The sequence below is a fragment of the Staphylococcus simulans genome (assembly GCF_002994445.1).
Taxonomy (GTDB): domain Bacteria; phylum Bacillota; class Bacilli; order Staphylococcales; family Staphylococcaceae; genus Staphylococcus; species Staphylococcus simulans_B.
This window is the reverse complement of record NZ_MRZJ01000001.1, coordinates 340297-356453: the sequence shown is the minus strand read 5'-3', so window position 1 is coordinate 356453 and position 16157 is coordinate 340297. Positions and strand designations below refer to the sequence as shown.

The window sequence follows — 16157 nt, the reverse complement described above, 5'->3', positions numbered from 1 at the left end:
TATCACTCCCTATGCTTTTGCTTCTTTTCTTAATTTTTCGCGGTAGCGCTTTTGTCCTTCTCTGCAATCATCAAACAATGGACAGACATCACATTTAGGTGCTCTTGCAAGGCAGTGATAGCGACCGAAGAAAATCAGCTGATGATGGCTTTTATTCCATCGATCTTTAGGAATGACTGAACAAAGTCTTTCCTCTACTTCTTTAACACTGTCTTTCCAGCGGCAAATCCCTAATCTTTTTGAGACACGTTCAACATGGGTATCGACAGCAAGTGCAGGTACACCGAATGCGACACTCAAAACAACGTTAGCAGTTTTTCGTCCTACGCCTGCCAAACTTTCTAAATCAGCGCGGTTATTTGGAATCTGGCCATCAAATTTATCTAATAACGATTGGCTGAGCTTTTTGATGTTTTTGGCTTTATTTCTATAAAGACCGATAGAACGGATATCTTGTTCTAGTTCTTCTAAACTGACATCCAGATAATCTTGCGGTGTTTTATATTTTTGGAATAAGTGTTTTGTGACTTTATTGACTAGGACGTCTGTACATTGTGCAGACAGCAGTACAGCAATTGTAAGCTCAAAGGCATTATCATGTTTCAATTCTATTTCCGCATCTGGAAACATGTCATCAATCACATCTATCATAGCCAATGCTTTTTTCTTGCTTAACATTATGAATCCTCCTGATTTAACCAATCGAATTTAGGTATCTTCTTAACAGTATGTTTCATTTGAGGGGTATGATATTGACTGCTGATCTTTTTAGAATCTTCCACAGTTTTGACATTGTTTTTCTTCCAATTCAATAAAATGCGATCAATGTATTTGAAACTCATTTTTTCTTGGCTTAAAGCTTCATTCACTGCAGCTTGGATCACAGATATTTCATGATGATCGACATCTATCCATTGATTTAGTGTATCGATTTCTATTGGAGAGAGCGGACGTCCGAATGCATTTTCAATCATATTGAATAATGTTTTGAAAGCTTCTTGGTCAGTCAGTTCTTCTTTCTTTGCTTCTTGCGATTTCAATACATCGCTGAATGCTTGATAAAATCCATCTAAATTCATAAATTCCGCAAAACGCCCCTCTTCATCTTTTTGAACAGTTAAATCTAACATATTCAATTGAATCAAACGCTGGATAACCGAAGTTACTTCGCGTTCTTTGAGCGTTGTACCTTTGCTTAAGTATTCAATAGACGGTTGTTTATTTGAATGTTCATATTCATAAATCAATTTGATTAAGATGACAAGGTCGCTTTCAGACAGACCCATCTCAACATAATGATCCAGCAGTTCCCTTCTTATAACGACTGGGCGTTTGCGCAGTAATTCTATATTCAAAGTGAACACCCCTTCTTTTTGTACGTACCTATTGAAAGGGTCCAGTCATACTGTATGCATATGACTGGACCTCATTTATTGTTTATTGAAATGCATAAGTTTTATGGATATAAACGGTTAAGCAAACGTGGGAATGGTGCTGTTTCTCTGACGTGTTCTACACCAGAAATCCAAGCCACTGTTCTTTCTAAGCCTAAACCGAATCCGCTGTGCGGTACAGAGCCATAACGACGCAAGTCTAAATAATAGTTATAGCTTTCTCTATCTAAACCATGTTCATCAATGCGAGATTCTAATAACTCTAAGTCATTAATACGTTCAGATCCGCCGATAATTTCGCCGTAACCTTCAGGCGCAATTAAGTCTGCACATAATACTGTGTCTTCGTTTTCTGGGTTCGGCTGCATATAGAATGGTTTGATTTTTGTAGGGTAATTTGTGATAAATACTGGTAAATCATAATGGTTGGCGATTGCTGTTTCGTGCGGTGCACCGAAATCTTCGCCCCATTCGATATCATCGAAACCTTGTTCTTTAAGATATTCAATCGCATCATCATATGAAATTCTTGGGAATGGTGCTTTAACTTTTTCAAGTTTTGAAGTATCTCTGCCTAAAGTTTTAAGTTCGATTTCGCAATTTTTAAGTACAGATTGAACAACGTGTGTTACGTATTGTTCTTGTACTTCTAGGCTGTCCGCATGGTTATAGAACGCCATTTCGCCTTCAATCATCCAGAACTCGATTAAATGACGGCGTGTTTTAGATTTCTCTGCACGGAATGTTGGACCGAATGAGAAAACTTTGCCGTAAGCCATAGCCGCAGCTTCTAAGTATAATTGACCACTTTGTGATAAGAATGCATCTTCATCAAAGTATTTAGTATGGAAAAGCTCGCTTGTGCCTTCTGGTGCACTTGCTGTTAAGATCGGAGGATCGATTTTAACGAATCCGCTATCATGGAAGAATTCATAAGTTGAACGGATAATTTCATTACGGATTTGCATAACCGCATGCTGCTTTTTAGAACGCAGCCATAAATGACGATGGTCCATTAAGAATTCAGTACCGTGATTTTTAGGTGTAATCGGATAATCATGTGCTTCTTGAATTACATCAATAGATTGTACTTGCATTTCATAACCTAAATCTGAACGGTTATCTTCAGTAATTGTTCCAGTAATATATAAAGATGATTCTTGATTAAGGTTTTTAGCTGTAGCGAATGTGTCTTCATCAACTTCTGATTTCACTACAACACCTTGCATAAATCCTGTTCCATCACGTAATTGCAAGAATGCAATTTTACCGCTAGAACGTTTGTTTTGAAGCCAAGCGCCGATAGTGACTTCTTGACCAATGTAGTTCTTTGCTTCTTTAATTGTAGTCTTCATTATTCAAACTCCTATACTTCTTTTTGACATTTATTAGCGCATCATCATTACTCATATGCATGAGTTGATTGTTTACTTTTAACCCGTTTACATTTTATCAAATAAATGGGGTTTGTTCTAGTTGATACGCCCTATTCTGTCTTTAATCTTTTTAAAATTTTATTGAACTTCTGCAAGTTGCCGATTTGCTGATTAAATGCTTTTAACGTCTGCATAAAGAAATGCTGGTAATTGCTTTTAATTAAGCGATCATCAAAGGACACAATAATGCCTCTGTCCTTTTCATTACGAATGAGACGTCCGAGTCCTTGTCTGAACCTGATAACAGCATCAGGCAATACATAATCCTTAAACGTAGAAACAAATTCAGAATCCATTAACCAATATTTAGTATTGTTTTGATTCATGAACGGCAACTTAGCAATCATGACACATTTGATGCCCTCGCCTTGGAAGTCAAATCCTTCAAAGAAAGTACCAGTACCAAGCAGAATGGCTTTATCAAAGCTATTGAATTGCTGTGCAATTTTATAATTTTGGCTGTTATTCTGCTGAGATAAAATAATGTAATCTTCAAAATCAGGCAGATCGTTTAATAATTCCTGGACATGATACATCATTTTATAGCTGGTAAATAAGACCAAGCACTTCGACTGTGTAGTATTGACGTATTCCGTAATATAACTGACAATCGCATGTTCGTATTTTTCAACATCGCGATAATGATACGGTTCAACATCATTAGGTATAAAGATAGTTGCCTTATTATTATTTTCTACTACTTCATCAATGATATACGTATTAAATGCCGCATCTTGATTGAACCATTTCTTATAGGCTTCAAAAGAACCATTGAAGGTTAAAGTTCCTGAAATAAAGGTTAAGGCATTAAATTTATCTAAGATTTGATGAGATAGAATGTCTTTCACTTTATAGTCTTTCACATAAATTGTGATAGTTGATTTTTGTTCTAAGTTTTTAATCGACAAGAAACATGTATGATCTTCTTTCAGACTCTGTTCAATTGCACGAAAATGATCGTTGATATAAAGCAGATGCTTTCGAATCGATTTAATCGTTTTATGGCTCATACCGTTGAAATATTCTAACGTTAAATTTAATTTATGAATAATCTGATGTATATCCTTAAGAATCGGGCCTTTATCAAATTGATTCACAAAATGGATTTTATGGTTATCATCATCATGGATAGTAGAATCATGAATAATATCAAAAATTGTCGTGAATAACGTTTCATTTAATTCATGAATATCATTCATAGCTGATTTCAAGCCGAAAACATCAATCGGCGGTATATCCAATTTTTCTAAAATACGCTTTTGTTCAAGGTTGTCTACAGCTTTTAACAGTTTCTCGTTTTCTGTTTTACCGATTAAACCTAGTTGATATTTGATATCTGAATAACTTAATTCATTTGTAACTTGATCTAAGGCATAATCAGGCAGACGATGTGCTTCATCGATAATACAATCCTCAAATAGCTGATAAATACTATTTTCTTGAGAGGCATGAATAAGATGCGCATGGTTAGTAATACCGATTTGTATATTCTGAGCATTGCGTTTTAAGAAATTATAGTAATGAATATCATGACGAACCGGAACATAAGTCTCTGCTTTTTGTTCTAAATACATTTTCTGTCCGCCTTTTAAATTCAGCTCTTGGATATCTCCGGTTTCGGTTTGAGTAATCCAAATCAGCAGCTGCATTTTAAGTAGTGTCACGTCATAATTTTGCGTGTCATCTTTTAAGATTTGACTGATGAGTCCAAGAGAAATGTAATCTCTCTTGCTTTTAATGATTGCCGCATTGATACGATAACCTAAGACTTTTTCAAGAGTTGGGATTTCATGTTCTAATAATTGATTTTGAAGCAGCTTTGTATTTGTTGAAATCATGACATGCTGCTTGGTTTCAATATTGTACATTAACGCCGCAATTAAATAAGCAATGGATTTCCCTGAACCGAGCGGTGCTTCAATCAATGCTTTTTCATTGTGCATCAACTGTTCTAATATAATTTCAGTCAGATAGAGCTGTTGCGGTCGATAAGTGAAACCTAATGCATCAATGACTTGTTTATAAAAGTCTTTTGTTGATCCTTCAAAATCTATTTGCGGTGCTTTGAAATCAACCTGTTTTCTGTAAATAATCTGCTCGAACTGCGCAAACTCTTTATCTAGTCCTTCGTCTTTTCGGTTGCGTACCATTTCAAAAGTGACATCATGCAGTTGATATTTTAAGTCCTTGCTTAAGTAATACAGTTGTTTCAATGTATCTGTCGGAAGACTGTAGAGCACATTGAAAGCTTTAATCATCAATTTTGCAGTAGTTGCAGCATCTTCATCAGCACGGTGTGCATTATTTAAAGGTATACCGTGATTTTCAGCAAGTTCGCTTAATTGGTAGCTTTTATCTGTCGGAAAAGCCACTTTGAATAATTCGACAGTATCAATGGCTTTTCTAGGGTGATAAGTGATATTGCATTTTCTGAATGCATTTTTTAAAAAGTTCAAATCAAAGGCTACGTTATGTGCGACAAAGACACAGTCTTTCAAAACATCATAGATTTCATCTGCTATTTCATGAAAATATGGTGCTTGTGTAAGCATGGTATCTTCAATAGAAGTCAGTGCCTGTATGAAAGGCGGAATTTCTAAGTCTGTTTTAATTAAAGAGTGGTAGGAACCTACAATTTCAAAGTTTCTTACAAAGGTAATACCGATTTGGATGATTTCATCATAATCTTTTTGGTTGCCGGTTGTTTCTAAATCTACCACTGCATAATTGGTTTGACTCACTTTATCGCCTCCTTCCTATAAATCAATATCAGCACTCATTAAGCGGTGTGGTTTGCCCTCTTCATCAACGACTTGCAAAAAGCCGTCTTTATCAATATCCAATGCTTGACCGGTAAACATTTCGTCATTCTCTGTAAACTTCAAAGTACGATGCCAAATGTTTGAATGTGCTCTGTATTCTTCTCTGATGTCTTCAAATGGTACTGTCAGAAATTGTAGATAGCGTTTTTTCATATTGACAAGCAACGTGTCTAAAAACTGATAACGATCAATTTTTTGATCCGCATGGTTCAAAATACTTGTCGCACGATGTGCAATTTCTTCTGGAAACTCATCTGCTTTTTGGTTCATATTAATACCTATTCCACAAATAACAGCTTCAATACCATCACTGTTCGCAGACATTTCTGTTAAGAAACCGCAGACCTTTTTACTGCCGATATAAATGTCGTTAGGCCATTTGATTTCAACTTTGTCGTTTGAAAAAGGTTGAATACTTTCTCTTATCGCTAAGGCCATAAACAAATTAAAAGTCGTAATTAAAGAGAAAGGTACATTCGGACGAAAAACTGCACTCATCCATAGCCCTTTTCCTCTTTCTGAATCCCAGAAGCGGTTGAAACGGCCGCGGCCTTTAGTTTGTTCATTGCTTAACACAATTATCGAATCTTGATTGCCTACAAGCTCTTGTTTTGCTGCTAGTTGTGTTGAATCGATGGTATCGAAAACTAATGTTTTCTTAAAAAAGCCTTGTTCATCCACAATTTGTTCTACAATACCAGGATACCAAGTGTCTGCCAGTTGTTCTAACTGACGCCCTCTATGGTTGACTGAATTGATGACACAACCTTCTGCTTTAAGCTGATCAATAATTTTTTTGACTGCAGTTCGAGAAATCTGCAGCTGTTCTGCGATCATTTGCCCGGAAATATATTCAGGTTGATGATCATATAATATTTTTACAACATCTTGACTGTATTTAGACATTTGTTTTCACCCATTTTATGATTTCGCTTTGTTCATTGGACAGTTCATTATTAATAATGGCACATTCTATCGCTCTGAGTGCTTCTTTTAACCATGGACCGCCTTTACGATTTAATGTTTCTAAAATAATTTTACCATTTATTGCTATATCGCTTCTTTGATATATCGGAAGATTTTCGTAGATTGCTTCTACCGTTTTTTGATTAAATATCAGCGGATGGCTTAATTGAATATCATTCTTCTCTAATGTAGCTTGCATGGTTAGTATATAAGATAAAATCGACAAACCATAATCATACACAAGTACACGTAATTGTTTTTTGTCATTAAGTGTACCTAACTGTTCAAAGAGCTGTACATAACGCTGAATTTGTTTCTTGCGGTCGTTGCTGATTTTCAGCTTTGCCAGTGCACCGTTTACTTCTGGCTGTTTGAATAATAAGACGGCTATTAACAATTCTAAAGTCAACGGTCCATCAATCTCGACTTGTGTCATATCATAGTCTTTGAAAAACGGCACATATTTGAAAAAGTCTAATGCCAGCAACATTGGATACACTTCAGCCGCATCTTTACCTTCTAACAACTTAACAAGCTCGACGATGATACGTTCAATAGATAGATAACGTGTATCCGGCATTTTGTTTTTCATCGCTTCATACGTGTGTGCTTCAATTTCAAAGCCTAATTGAGATTTGAACCGCAATCCGCGCAAGATACGCAGTGCATCTTCATTAAAGCGTTCATTTGCTTCACCAACAGTGACAATACGCTGCTTTTGAATATCTTCATAGCCGCCGAAATAATCTCTGATTGTAAAATCAGTATCCATCGCAATCGCATTCATCGTAAAGTCTCTGCGTTCTACATCTTTATATAAATCACGGACAAAAAAGACTTCGTCCGGGCGTCGATGGTCTTTATATTCGCCTTCAGCTCGATAAGTTGTTACTTCATAATTTTCATGATTGAATACCACATTAATCGTGCCGTGTTCTTTCCCAATCGGTATCGTATGTTCAAAAATAGTTTCGATTTCATCTGGATCCGCACTGGTAGTAATATCGATATCATGGATAGGACGGCCCATCAAATAATCTCTGACTGAACCTCCGATATAATAGGCTTCATAACCGTGACTCTGTATTTGATTTAAAATAGGCGCTGCTTTTAAAAATAAATCTTTATTCATGTTTTCCCTCTAACATCTGCTTATAGTAGTATTCATATTGATCTGCGATATGGTCTGAATTGAAACGCTCTGCGATATCTTCCAGCATCTGTGTACGCAAGCGTTGATATAATGCATCATTAGTCAGTAACTCAATCGCATATTCGCTAGCTTTGTCGCTATCTCCGATATCGACAATAAAGCCTGTTTCTTCGTGTTTAATCACTTCTTTTATACCGCCTGCTGTTGAACCGATAGGCACAACGCCGGTTTTCATTGCTTCAAGCAAAGTCAAACCAAAACTTTCTTTTTCGCTGAGCAGCAGCACCAAGTCTGACATTTGATAAAACTGATTGACAAATTCCTGTTTGCCTAAGAACAATACATCAGCTTCAATGTCTAGCTTTCTCACAAGTCGTTTCATCTCCATCAATTCAGGACCATCGCCTAAAAGCAATAATTTCGATGGTATTTGATCATGTACCTTTTTAAATGTTTCAACGATAGTATCAATACGTTTCACTTGTCTAAAGTTAGAAACATGAATCAATACTTTCTCATCAGGGCTGATACCGTAAACTTCTCTTAAAGCATCATTGCGCTGAGTCGGAAAATCTATTTCTCTGACAAAGTTATAGATGGGTACGATTTCCTTTTTCGTACCGATGATTTCTTGTGTTTGATTTGCGAGTGATTGACTGACACTTGTCACAACATCACTATTTTCAATACCGAACTTAATCGCATCTTTAAGCGAATGGTCATATCCTAATACAGTAATATCAGTACCATGCAATGTCGTCATAATTTTAACGTCTTTGCCAGACATTTGACGGCCTAAAATACCGCAAATCGCATGCGGTACAGCATAGTGCATATGCAAAATGTCTAAGTCATATTCTTTAATGACAGAAGCAATTTTAGTACTTAAGCTGATATCATACGGCGGGTATTGAAAGACAGCATATTGATTAACTTCTACTTGGTGGAAAGTTATGTTTGGAAGCGGCTTTCTGATACGAAATGGCAAGTTTGAAGTGATAAAGTGGACATCGTGTCCCCTTTCGGCAAGGAGTATCCCAAGTTCAGTCGCAATAACGCCCGAACCTCCCATAGAAGGATAACATGTAATTCCTATCTTCATTTCAAACCGACTCTCCTTTATCTCTCTATTTTGTTTTTTATTTACGTTCAAATCGATTTTTATCTCGATGATTAAATTTAGCCATTGTTTCATTAAAGCTTTCTGTCATATCGATATCTAATGAATTCGCGATACACAGTAAAACAAAAAGGTTATCGCCGAGTTCTGCTTTAATTGTGTTTTCGGCTTCTGTTGATTTCTTTTTCTTTTCTCCATACACATGATTGATTTCTCGTGCAAGTTCGCCTACTTCTTCAGTAAGGCGTGCTAAATTCGCAAGCGGCGAGAAATAACCGACTTTGAATTGTCCTATGTATGCATCTACTTCTTTTTGCATTTCTAACATTGTTTTCATGCGTTTTCATCTCCTTACATCTTATCTCTTAGTATATCTTATATTTTTTTATTATGCATTTTAAGTGCAATCGGCAAAATTAAAAAGCCTTGCTGAAATCAGCAAGGCCTCAAACTGTATAAGTGCTTATTAATCACTAGAGCGTGCAATTAAGATAAATCTTAATAGTTCAGCAACTGCAACTGCTGTAGAAGCTACATACGTCATTGCGGCTGCACTTAACACTTTTCGTGCGTGTTTGTATTCTTTGTCGTTAACGATATTCAAATCTTTAATGTTATTCATTGCTCTCTTACTTGCGTCAAACTCTACCGGCAAGGTTATGATTGAGAACAAGACTGCGAATGCCATTAAGAAAATACCGATCCATAATGCAGTTGAACCGATTGCCATCTGCATAGATGTCAAAACGATACCTGCCATAATTAAAATATAAGACAAGCTGCTGCCGATATTTGCTAATGGGAATAAAGCATGTCTGAATCTTAAATAGAAATAACCTTGAGCATCTTGAATCGCATGTCCTACTTCGTGTGCTGCGATGGCTGTACCAGCAACACTTGGACGATTGTAGTTCGCAGGAGATAAACGAATTACTTTTTTAGATGGGTCATAGTGGTCTGATAAGAAACCTTCGCCTTCTAAAACTTCAACGTCATTTATACCATTGGCATGTAATATTTCTTCAGCCACTTCTCGTCCTGTTTTACCGCTTGTTGATCGAACTTGTGAATACTTTTCATAAGTTGATTTGACTTTGTGCTGTGCCCAAAGCGGTAAAATCATTAATATCGCAAAATAAATTATCATACTTACTAAAGACAAAATTCTCACTCCTTTATAACATTATTTTACTGAGAACGTAAACTTTGGTCAAACAATTTGTGCTGTATTAACGACTTTAAATAAAAGTATAAAATTAAACTTAATATACTTAACAAGAACGCAATATATGCTACAAGTTCTAAGTGCGAAGCAATGAAGGGATAGTACGGAAACTGCATAAAGACATAGTCAATCAAGTCATTATGGAAAATCCATACCATTGCAACGCTACCGCCTAGTAAAGTAACTTTAAACCTAGGGTAAAATAACAATGCTTGCAATGCCATAATACCATGAGAAATCAGCAGCATCATCCCGCTGATTGTGACTTCATTATATTGATAAAATAATATCAAATTCATAATGACAGCCCAGACCCCGTATTTAATAAGTGTTGTAAAGGCAAGCGCTTCTATAATTGCATTATTTTTATTAAAGAGCATTAACGCTAATGCAAAACACAAAAAGAGCGAAGCCGTGGGACTGTCAGGGACAAATATTAAGAATTGCCAAGATGTCTCACTAAGCTGGCTGCCATACCATATGTATCCGTAAAAGGTACCTAAAGCATTACATACCAAAGCTAATAAAAGAAATGTGCGTGAATAAACAGCCCATTTCCACCATTGTAAAAGACTCATCAGATTCATTCCTTCGTTGGAAAATTATAGGACTTTGTTTTAATCGTATTTAATAAGTGAGATAGTCTGTAAAAGTATTCTGAGTCATTGATCTGCAGACTCAAATCAATCGTATTTTGTAAATGATTAATCAACGACAGTTCTGCTTGCGGAGTCATTGTCACTGCATACAAGTCGCTTAAATGCGATGTATAGTCAGGTGATGAAAGCAGTTGAGAAAGCAGTACTTCGTCAATTCTGGCATCTCTTTTAGGCAAATGAATCTTGATATCAAAGGATGGCCGTTCATAAGCGATTACATGGAAAATTTCGTTAGTATTATACAAACGTTTTTGGTTTTGCGTAAATTGAATGCCGATTTCATCACTTTCTGTCACTGCAATTTCTAAAGTTGCATGGCTGGTGATAGGTGTATCTACAAAATAAATACTTTCAAGGCGCTGAATATCAGACTTGATTAAGTTCAGCACCCAAACACTGATTCTTGATTTAAATGCATAGTTGAATAACAAGTAATCTATTAAATTATTCTTTTTCAGATTCAAACTTTCAAAGTCTATCATGTACTTTTCACCAACGTCTTAAAAGGATTGTAAACGTTCAGCTTCTTGCTGCCACTCATCATTATTAGGATCTAATTCCATTAATTTCGGCAGCAATGATTTAGCTTGTTCAACTTGTCCAGTTTCGATGAGGAAGAAATAATAGTCTCCTAAGAAATCTGGATTATTTTCAAATGTCGGATAAGCTAAGTCGAAGAAATGCTGTGCTTCTTTGTCGCGTTCTTCTTCACCCATGGCATAAGCTAAGTTCCACATAAATCTTGGGTCTAAGTCATCTTCATTTGCATATTTTAATAAACCGATAATAGATTCAGCATCATCTTTTGTACGGTATAAACTACTGAGTTCAATCAGCGGTTCTTGGTAAGAATTATCAATTTCAAGGGCTTTCAACATTAATTGTACCCCTTGTTCTTGATCACCTTGATCGATTTCTATTTTACCTGTAGACAGCATCAGTTCTTTGTAGAATTCGTTCAATCTTAAACCTTCATGCCCTACTTCAATCGCTGATTTATAATCTCTTTGCTGCAAGTAGAGCTGTTGCAAGTAGAAATAGCCTTGAATATAATCCGGGTCTTTATCCATCAACACACGCATGATTTTAACTGCTTCTTGAATCAAATCGTTTTTTTCATAAGCAAGTGCTTTTTTCATATAATCTTCTGGCGTCATATCTTGTTCATGGATTTCATCGAACAATTGAATGGCATCATCATAGTTGCCGCTTTGCAATGCACTGTCTGCTAAGCGTGCATACAAGTTAACGCCGTTGACCATGTACTCTCCTGTTTCAAGTACTGTTTCGTACTCTGCAGAAGCACGTAAATATTGACCGTCAAAATACATAAGTTCGGCTAATGCGAAATGCAGCACCGGATCATTAGGTTCTAATTCGATAGCTTCTTGTACTTTATCGATTGCGACTTCTAGCATATTAATTTGCTGATATAAATCTGCTTCTAACATTAAACGCTCTGTTGTTAAGTCTGCTTGGTTCAAATGTTCTAAAGCCTCATCTGTTTTATCTTCAGAAATGAGCCCTTCTATAAAGTAAATCAACAGTTCTGGTTCGTTAGGAAACTTATGATACAACGCCCTGAATACTTCTAAGCCCTGCGGCGTCAATCCATAATTATACAGAGTTTCTCCAAGCATGAACAAAGTATCATCGTCAGCAGAGGTAATTGCATTTTCTACCCTGCTGTCTAAGTTATCTATCTTTTGTAGATGAATATCATCAATTAATTTCTGTGTGTCTTCCATAATATTATCCTTTCTGAGCAATTGATTTTAATAATGGCAAGAATTCTGGGAATGATGTATTGACTGCATCGAAGTTATGAATTGAAATCGTGTCATCACTTAACAATGAAGCAATGGCTAAAGTCATACCGATACGATGGTCTGTATAAGAACTGACTTCTGCAGGTCGTTCAAATGTTGACGGATGAATGACAAAACCATCATTTGTCGGATGTACTTCAAAGCCAAGTAAGCCTAATTCATTAGATGTTGTTTCAATACGGTCGGTCTCTTTGTATTTCAATTCTTCTGCATCTCTAATGACGCTTGAACCCTGTGCTTGTGTACACAGCAATGCTATGATAGGTATTTCATCAATCGCACGTGTTACTAACGCATCAGCCATATTTAACGGTTTCAAATCAGGTGTATAGCGTACACGCAGTGATGCTGTAGGTTCAGCACCGTTCTTTTCGTTAAAGATTTCAATATTTGCATCCATTGCTTTCACGACATCTATAATACCAGAACGTGTCTCATTCATACCTACATTATGAATTGTAACATCACTACCAGGAGTAATTAAGGCCGCAACGATAAAGAACGCTGCAGATGAAATATCACCTGGAACTTTGAAATCTGCTGGTTGAATGTCTTGAATTGCATTAGGAATTGTTTCAATGTGCATACCTTCAGTTTTAATAGGAATATGGTAATGCTCAAACATAGTTTCTGTGTGATTGCGTGTCATTCCGATTTCTTCAATAACAGATGGTTCATCAGAGAATAAGCTGGCAAATAAAATCGCGCTTTTCACTTGTGCACTGGCAACGGGCATCTTATATTGAATGCCTTTAATTTGTCCTTTTTTAATAGTTAAAGGTGTGTAATTGCCTTCTACACCATGAATATCAGCACCCATTTCAGTCAGTGGATCAATTACTCGGTTCATAGGACGATTGCCGATAGAAGCATCCCCAGAAAGTACACTTTCGATGCCTAAACCGGAAAGCAAACCGGCAAGCAGACGTGTTGTAGTACCTGAGTTGCCTGTATAAAGCGCTTGGTGCGGTGTAGTAAAGTTTTGATAGCCGGGTGATTCTACGATGACTTGATCGTCGCTGATTTCAAATCGAACGCCTAATAAGCGGAAGATGTGAATGGTGCGGAGGCAATCTTCAGCGAGAAGCGGTTTATAAATTGTTGATTTTCCTTCTGCTAAAGCACTCAGCATAATCGCACGATGAGTCATGGATTTGTCGCCCGGCACTTCTATTTCACCGCGTAAAGGCCCTTGTACATTAATTAATTCGGTTTTACTCATTTATCTTCACTCACTTTAATATGTTTTGTAGTTGTGTAAAGGCTTCAGCAAGCACAGCGTTATCAACATGATGTACGACCGGATTGCCGATAGAAGACAATAACACCATTTGAATACCGTCTTTATCATTCTTTTTATCTTTTAACATTAATTCTAATAAAGGCTCAAAGTCAGCGTTTTGTACGACTTCCAACGGATAATCCAATTGTTTGAAATAATCTTTAAAGTGTTGGATATCGTAATTTGTATGAAGCAATAGATTTGAAACAATGAATTGATATAAAATGCCTATCATCACTGCATGACCATGTGCTATTTTCTCATGATACTCAATCGCATGTCCAAACGTATGGCCAAGATTTAAAAATTTGCGTTTGCCTTGTTCATGCTCATCAGCCACAACAATATTCAATTTAGTTTCAATACCTTTAAGCAAAAAGTCATCTAAATGATGCAATGCTGCTAAGCTTGATCGGTCAGGAAAATTTGATTCGATATCATCCAGCGCTGCTTGTCCATTTAATAATGCATGTTTATAGACTTCAGCATAGCCGCTGGTGATTTCGGTATAAGGCAAGGATGTGAGAAAGTCTAAATCATAGATAACTGCTGAAGGACGATAAAAAGCTCCTACTAGATTTTTACCTTGCGGTGTATTAATCCCTACTTTGCCGCCTACACTTGAATCATGCGCTAAAATTGTCGTTGGAACTTGAATAAAATCAACACCGCGTAATAATGTCGCAGCCACAAAACCTGAAAAGTCTCCAGTAACACCGCCGCCTATTACGACGATACAAGTGTTACGCGTAATTCCTTTTTCTAATAACTGTTCTAAAACGCTTTGGTAGACTTCAAAGGATTTAGATTGTTCGCTGCCTTCAATACGAATGACATGTGTAATTTGTTCAGGCACAATAGATGAAAGTGCTTGATTTAATTTGTTCGGATGCGCTTGTTCTACGTTCTTATCGATAATAAATACAACATCGCGATAATTTGTGAGAAATTGATTTAATTCTGTTAATGCATTGTGTTGGATAATAATCGGATAATTATCCTCTTTATAAGTTGTCATTAGTTGCATACGTATCACCTTAGATTTTAAAATTCAATGTTGCGTTGTCTGCGTTCTGCGACTTGTTCTTTAAGCTGTTCCATGTAATTGGATTGGAACTCTTCCAGCAATGCTTTAGTCAATTCAAATGCCACTGCATGTTCACATACGATACTTGCTGCGGGCACTGCACAGCTGTCTGAACGTTCTATAGTTGCTTTGAAAGGTTCTTTCGTCTCAATATCTACTGATGCGAGTGGTTTATATAAAGTAGGAATAGGTTTCATAACACCATTTACTACAATCGGCATACCATTACTCATACCGCCTTCTAATCCGCCTAAATGATTGGATGCGCGTGTATAGCCGTTCGTTTCATCATAGAGAATAGGATCTTGGATTTGGCTGCCTGGTTTTTCAGCTGCTTTAAACCCTTCACCGAAACTTACGCCTTTAAATGCGTTGATGCCGACTACACCTTGTGCGACTCTGCCATCTAATTTGCGATCATAATGGACATAACTGCCGACACCTACTGGCATATTATCTACAATGACTTGAACGACACCGCCTAACGAATCTCCGTCCTTTTTAGCTTGATCGATTAAATCTCTGATTGCTTGTGCTTTTTCTTCATTAATAACACGAACATCATTATTGTCTTCATGTGATTTAATCGTTTCAATATCGTATGCTTCATCATCTTTGATACCGCCGATTTCAACAACACGGCTGAAAATGTCGATATCTAATTGTTTCAGCAAGATTTTGCATAGTGCACCTACAGCAACACGAGCAGCTGTTTCTCTCGCAGATGAACGTTCTAATACATTTCTTAAATCACGATGATTGTATTTAATTCCGCCTACAAGATCAGCATGTCCAGGACGAGGTTTAGAGATAGTACGTTTCATCTGTTCTTGTTCTTCTTCAGAAATAGGAGCAACACCCATAATATTTCTCCAGTGTGTAAAATCATCATTTGTTACCACAATCGTAATCGGACTGCCTAATGTATAACCATTTCTTACACCAGAAACAATTTCAACAGCGTCTTTTTCAATTTTCATGCGGCGTCCGCGGCCATATCCGCCTTGACGCTTAAACATTTCAACATTAATGTCTTCAGCTGTAACAGCTAAATTTGCCGGAACACCTTCTACAATAACAGTCAGTTGCGGCCCATGGGATTCTCCAGAGGTTAAAAATCTCATTATGCAATCACTCCATTTCATATTGTTACTCTTAAGTATACCTATTATCATAGCACACGT

The 16157-nt window shown here is 36.7% G+C and carries 15 protein-coding genes; all 15 read right to left on the bottom strand.

Going from position 1 to position 16157, the window contains the following annotated elements:
- Positions 1 to 9 precede the first annotated feature (9 nt).
- The 15 genes from nth to aroC all read right to left on the bottom strand — a co-directional run bounded on the left by nth (position 10) and on the right by aroC (position 16097).
- Positions 10 to 678 carry an endonuclease III gene (gene nth / locus C7N65_RS01890; protein WP_105992771.1) on the bottom strand — a complete coding sequence of 223 codons (669 nt, stop codon included), beginning with the start codon at positions 676 to 678 and terminating at the stop codon, positions 10 to 12.
- A complete protein-coding gene (locus C7N65_RS01885) occupies positions 678 to 1355 on the bottom strand; it encodes a DnaD domain-containing protein (RefSeq protein ID WP_105992770.1) in 678 nt (225 codons plus the stop codon). The genes nth and C7N65_RS01885 overlap by 1 nt, the downstream gene beginning before the upstream one ends.
- 101 nt (positions 1356 to 1456) lie before the next feature.
- Positions 1457 to 2749 carry an asparagine--tRNA ligase gene (asnS, locus tag C7N65_RS01880; RefSeq protein ID WP_105992769.1) on the bottom strand — a complete coding sequence of 431 codons (1293 nt, stop codon included), beginning with the start codon at positions 2747 to 2749 and terminating at the stop codon, positions 1457 to 1459.
- A 131-nt stretch (positions 2750 to 2880) separates the two neighbouring features.
- On the bottom strand, positions 2881 to 5571 hold the full coding sequence (locus C7N65_RS01875; RefSeq protein ID WP_105992768.1) for a helicase C-terminal domain-containing protein: 2691 nt from the start codon (positions 5569 to 5571) through the stop codon (positions 2881 to 2883).
- A 15-nt stretch (positions 5572 to 5586) separates the two neighbouring features.
- Positions 5587 to 6558: a biotin--[acetyl-CoA-carboxylase] ligase gene (locus C7N65_RS01870; RefSeq protein ID WP_105992767.1), complete on the bottom strand. Its 972-nt coding sequence runs from the start codon at positions 6556 to 6558 to the stop codon at positions 5587 to 5589.
- The gene (locus tag C7N65_RS01865) at positions 6551 to 7750 is read right to left on the bottom strand and encodes a CCA tRNA nucleotidyltransferase (RefSeq protein ID WP_105992766.1); all 1200 of its coding nucleotides are present in this window, start codon (positions 7748 to 7750) and stop codon (positions 6551 to 6553) included. Before C7N65_RS01865 ends, C7N65_RS01870 begins: the two co-directional genes overlap by 8 nt.
- Positions 7743 to 8873 (bottom strand): N-acetyl-alpha-D-glucosaminyl L-malate synthase BshA, encoded by a 1131-nt coding sequence (bshA, locus tag C7N65_RS01860; protein WP_105992765.1) that lies wholly within the window; start codon positions 8871 to 8873, stop codon positions 7743 to 7745. The genes C7N65_RS01865 and bshA overlap by 8 nt, the downstream gene beginning before the upstream one ends.
- 37 nt (positions 8874 to 8910) lie before the next feature.
- On the bottom strand, positions 8911 to 9228 hold the full coding sequence (locus tag C7N65_RS01855) for a nucleotide pyrophosphohydrolase (protein ID WP_105992764.1): 318 nt from the start codon (positions 9226 to 9228) through the stop codon (positions 8911 to 8913).
- 129 nt (positions 9229 to 9357) lie between these two features.
- Positions 9358 to 10038, bottom strand: a complete 681-nt coding sequence (locus tag C7N65_RS01850; protein ID WP_105993053.1) for a zinc metallopeptidase — start codon at positions 10036 to 10038, stop codon at positions 9358 to 9360.
- A 41-nt stretch (positions 10039 to 10079) separates the two neighbouring features.
- Positions 10080 to 10694, bottom strand: a complete 615-nt coding sequence (locus C7N65_RS01845; RefSeq protein WP_199790640.1) for a DUF1405 domain-containing protein — start codon at positions 10692 to 10694, stop codon at positions 10080 to 10082.
- A gap of 5 nt (positions 10695 to 10699) precedes the next feature.
- A complete protein-coding gene (locus tag C7N65_RS01840) occupies positions 10700 to 11257 on the bottom strand; it encodes a YpiB family protein (protein ID WP_105992762.1) in 558 nt (185 codons plus the stop codon).
- Positions 11258 to 11275: 18 nt separating this feature from the next.
- Positions 11276 to 12523: a tetratricopeptide repeat protein gene (locus C7N65_RS01835; protein WP_105992761.1), complete on the bottom strand. Its 1248-nt coding sequence runs from the start codon at positions 12521 to 12523 to the stop codon at positions 11276 to 11278.
- Between the two features lie 4 nt (positions 12524 to 12527).
- Positions 12528 to 13826 (bottom strand): 3-phosphoshikimate 1-carboxyvinyltransferase, encoded by a 1299-nt coding sequence (gene aroA / locus C7N65_RS01830; protein WP_105992760.1) that lies wholly within the window; start codon positions 13824 to 13826, stop codon positions 12528 to 12530.
- A 10-nt stretch (positions 13827 to 13836) separates the two neighbouring features.
- Complete coding sequence (gene aroB, locus C7N65_RS01825) at positions 13837 to 14913, bottom strand: 3-dehydroquinate synthase (RefSeq protein ID WP_105992759.1); 1077 nt, start codon at positions 14911 to 14913, stop codon at positions 13837 to 13839.
- A 17-nt stretch (positions 14914 to 14930) separates the two neighbouring features.
- Positions 14931 to 16097, bottom strand: a complete 1167-nt coding sequence (gene aroC, locus C7N65_RS01820; RefSeq protein WP_105992758.1) for a chorismate synthase — start codon at positions 16095 to 16097, stop codon at positions 14931 to 14933.
- Positions 16098 to 16157 lie beyond the last annotated feature (60 nt).

Coding starts and splice junctions, on each gene's coding strand:
- C7N65_RS01865 (WP_105992766.1), bottom strand. CDS start 7,750: ATGAATAAAGATTTATTTTTAAAAGCAGCGCCTATTTTAAATCAAATA.
- C7N65_RS01850 (WP_105993053.1), bottom strand. CDS start 10,038: ATGATAATTTATTTTGCGATATTAATGATTTTACCGCTTTGGGCACAG.
- asnS (WP_105992769.1), bottom strand. CDS start 2,749: ATGAAGACTACAATTAAAGAAGCAAAGAACTACATTGGTCAAGAAGTC.
- C7N65_RS01855 (WP_105992764.1), bottom strand. CDS start 9,228: ATGAAAACAATGTTAGAAATGCAAAAAGAAGTAGATGCATACATAGGA.
- C7N65_RS01845 (WP_199790640.1), bottom strand. CDS start 10,694: ATGAGTCTTTTACAATGGTGGAAATGGGCTGTTTATTCACGCACATTT.
- C7N65_RS01835 (WP_105992761.1), bottom strand. CDS start 12,523: ATGGAAGACACACAGAAATTAATTGATGATATTCATCTACAAAAGATA.
- aroB (WP_105992759.1), bottom strand. CDS start 14,913: ATGCAACTAATGACAACTTATAAAGAGGATAATTATCCGATTATTATC.
- C7N65_RS01840 (WP_105992762.1), bottom strand. CDS start 11,257: ATGATAGACTTTGAAAGTTTGAATCTGAAAAAGAATAATTTAATAGAT.
- aroA (WP_105992760.1), bottom strand. CDS start 13,826: ATGAGTAAAACCGAATTAATTAATGTACAAGGGCCTTTACGCGGTGAA.
- nth (WP_105992771.1), bottom strand. CDS start 678: ATGTTAAGCAAGAAAAAAGCATTGGCTATGATAGATGTGATTGATGAC.
- aroC (WP_105992758.1), bottom strand. CDS start 16,097: ATGAGATTTTTAACCTCTGGAGAATCCCATGGGCCGCAACTGACTGTT.
- C7N65_RS01870 (WP_105992767.1), bottom strand. CDS start 6,558: ATGTCTAAATACAGTCAAGATGTTGTAAAAATATTATATGATCATCAA.
- bshA (WP_105992765.1), bottom strand. CDS start 8,873: ATGAAGATAGGAATTACATGTTATCCTTCTATGGGAGGTTCGGGCGTT.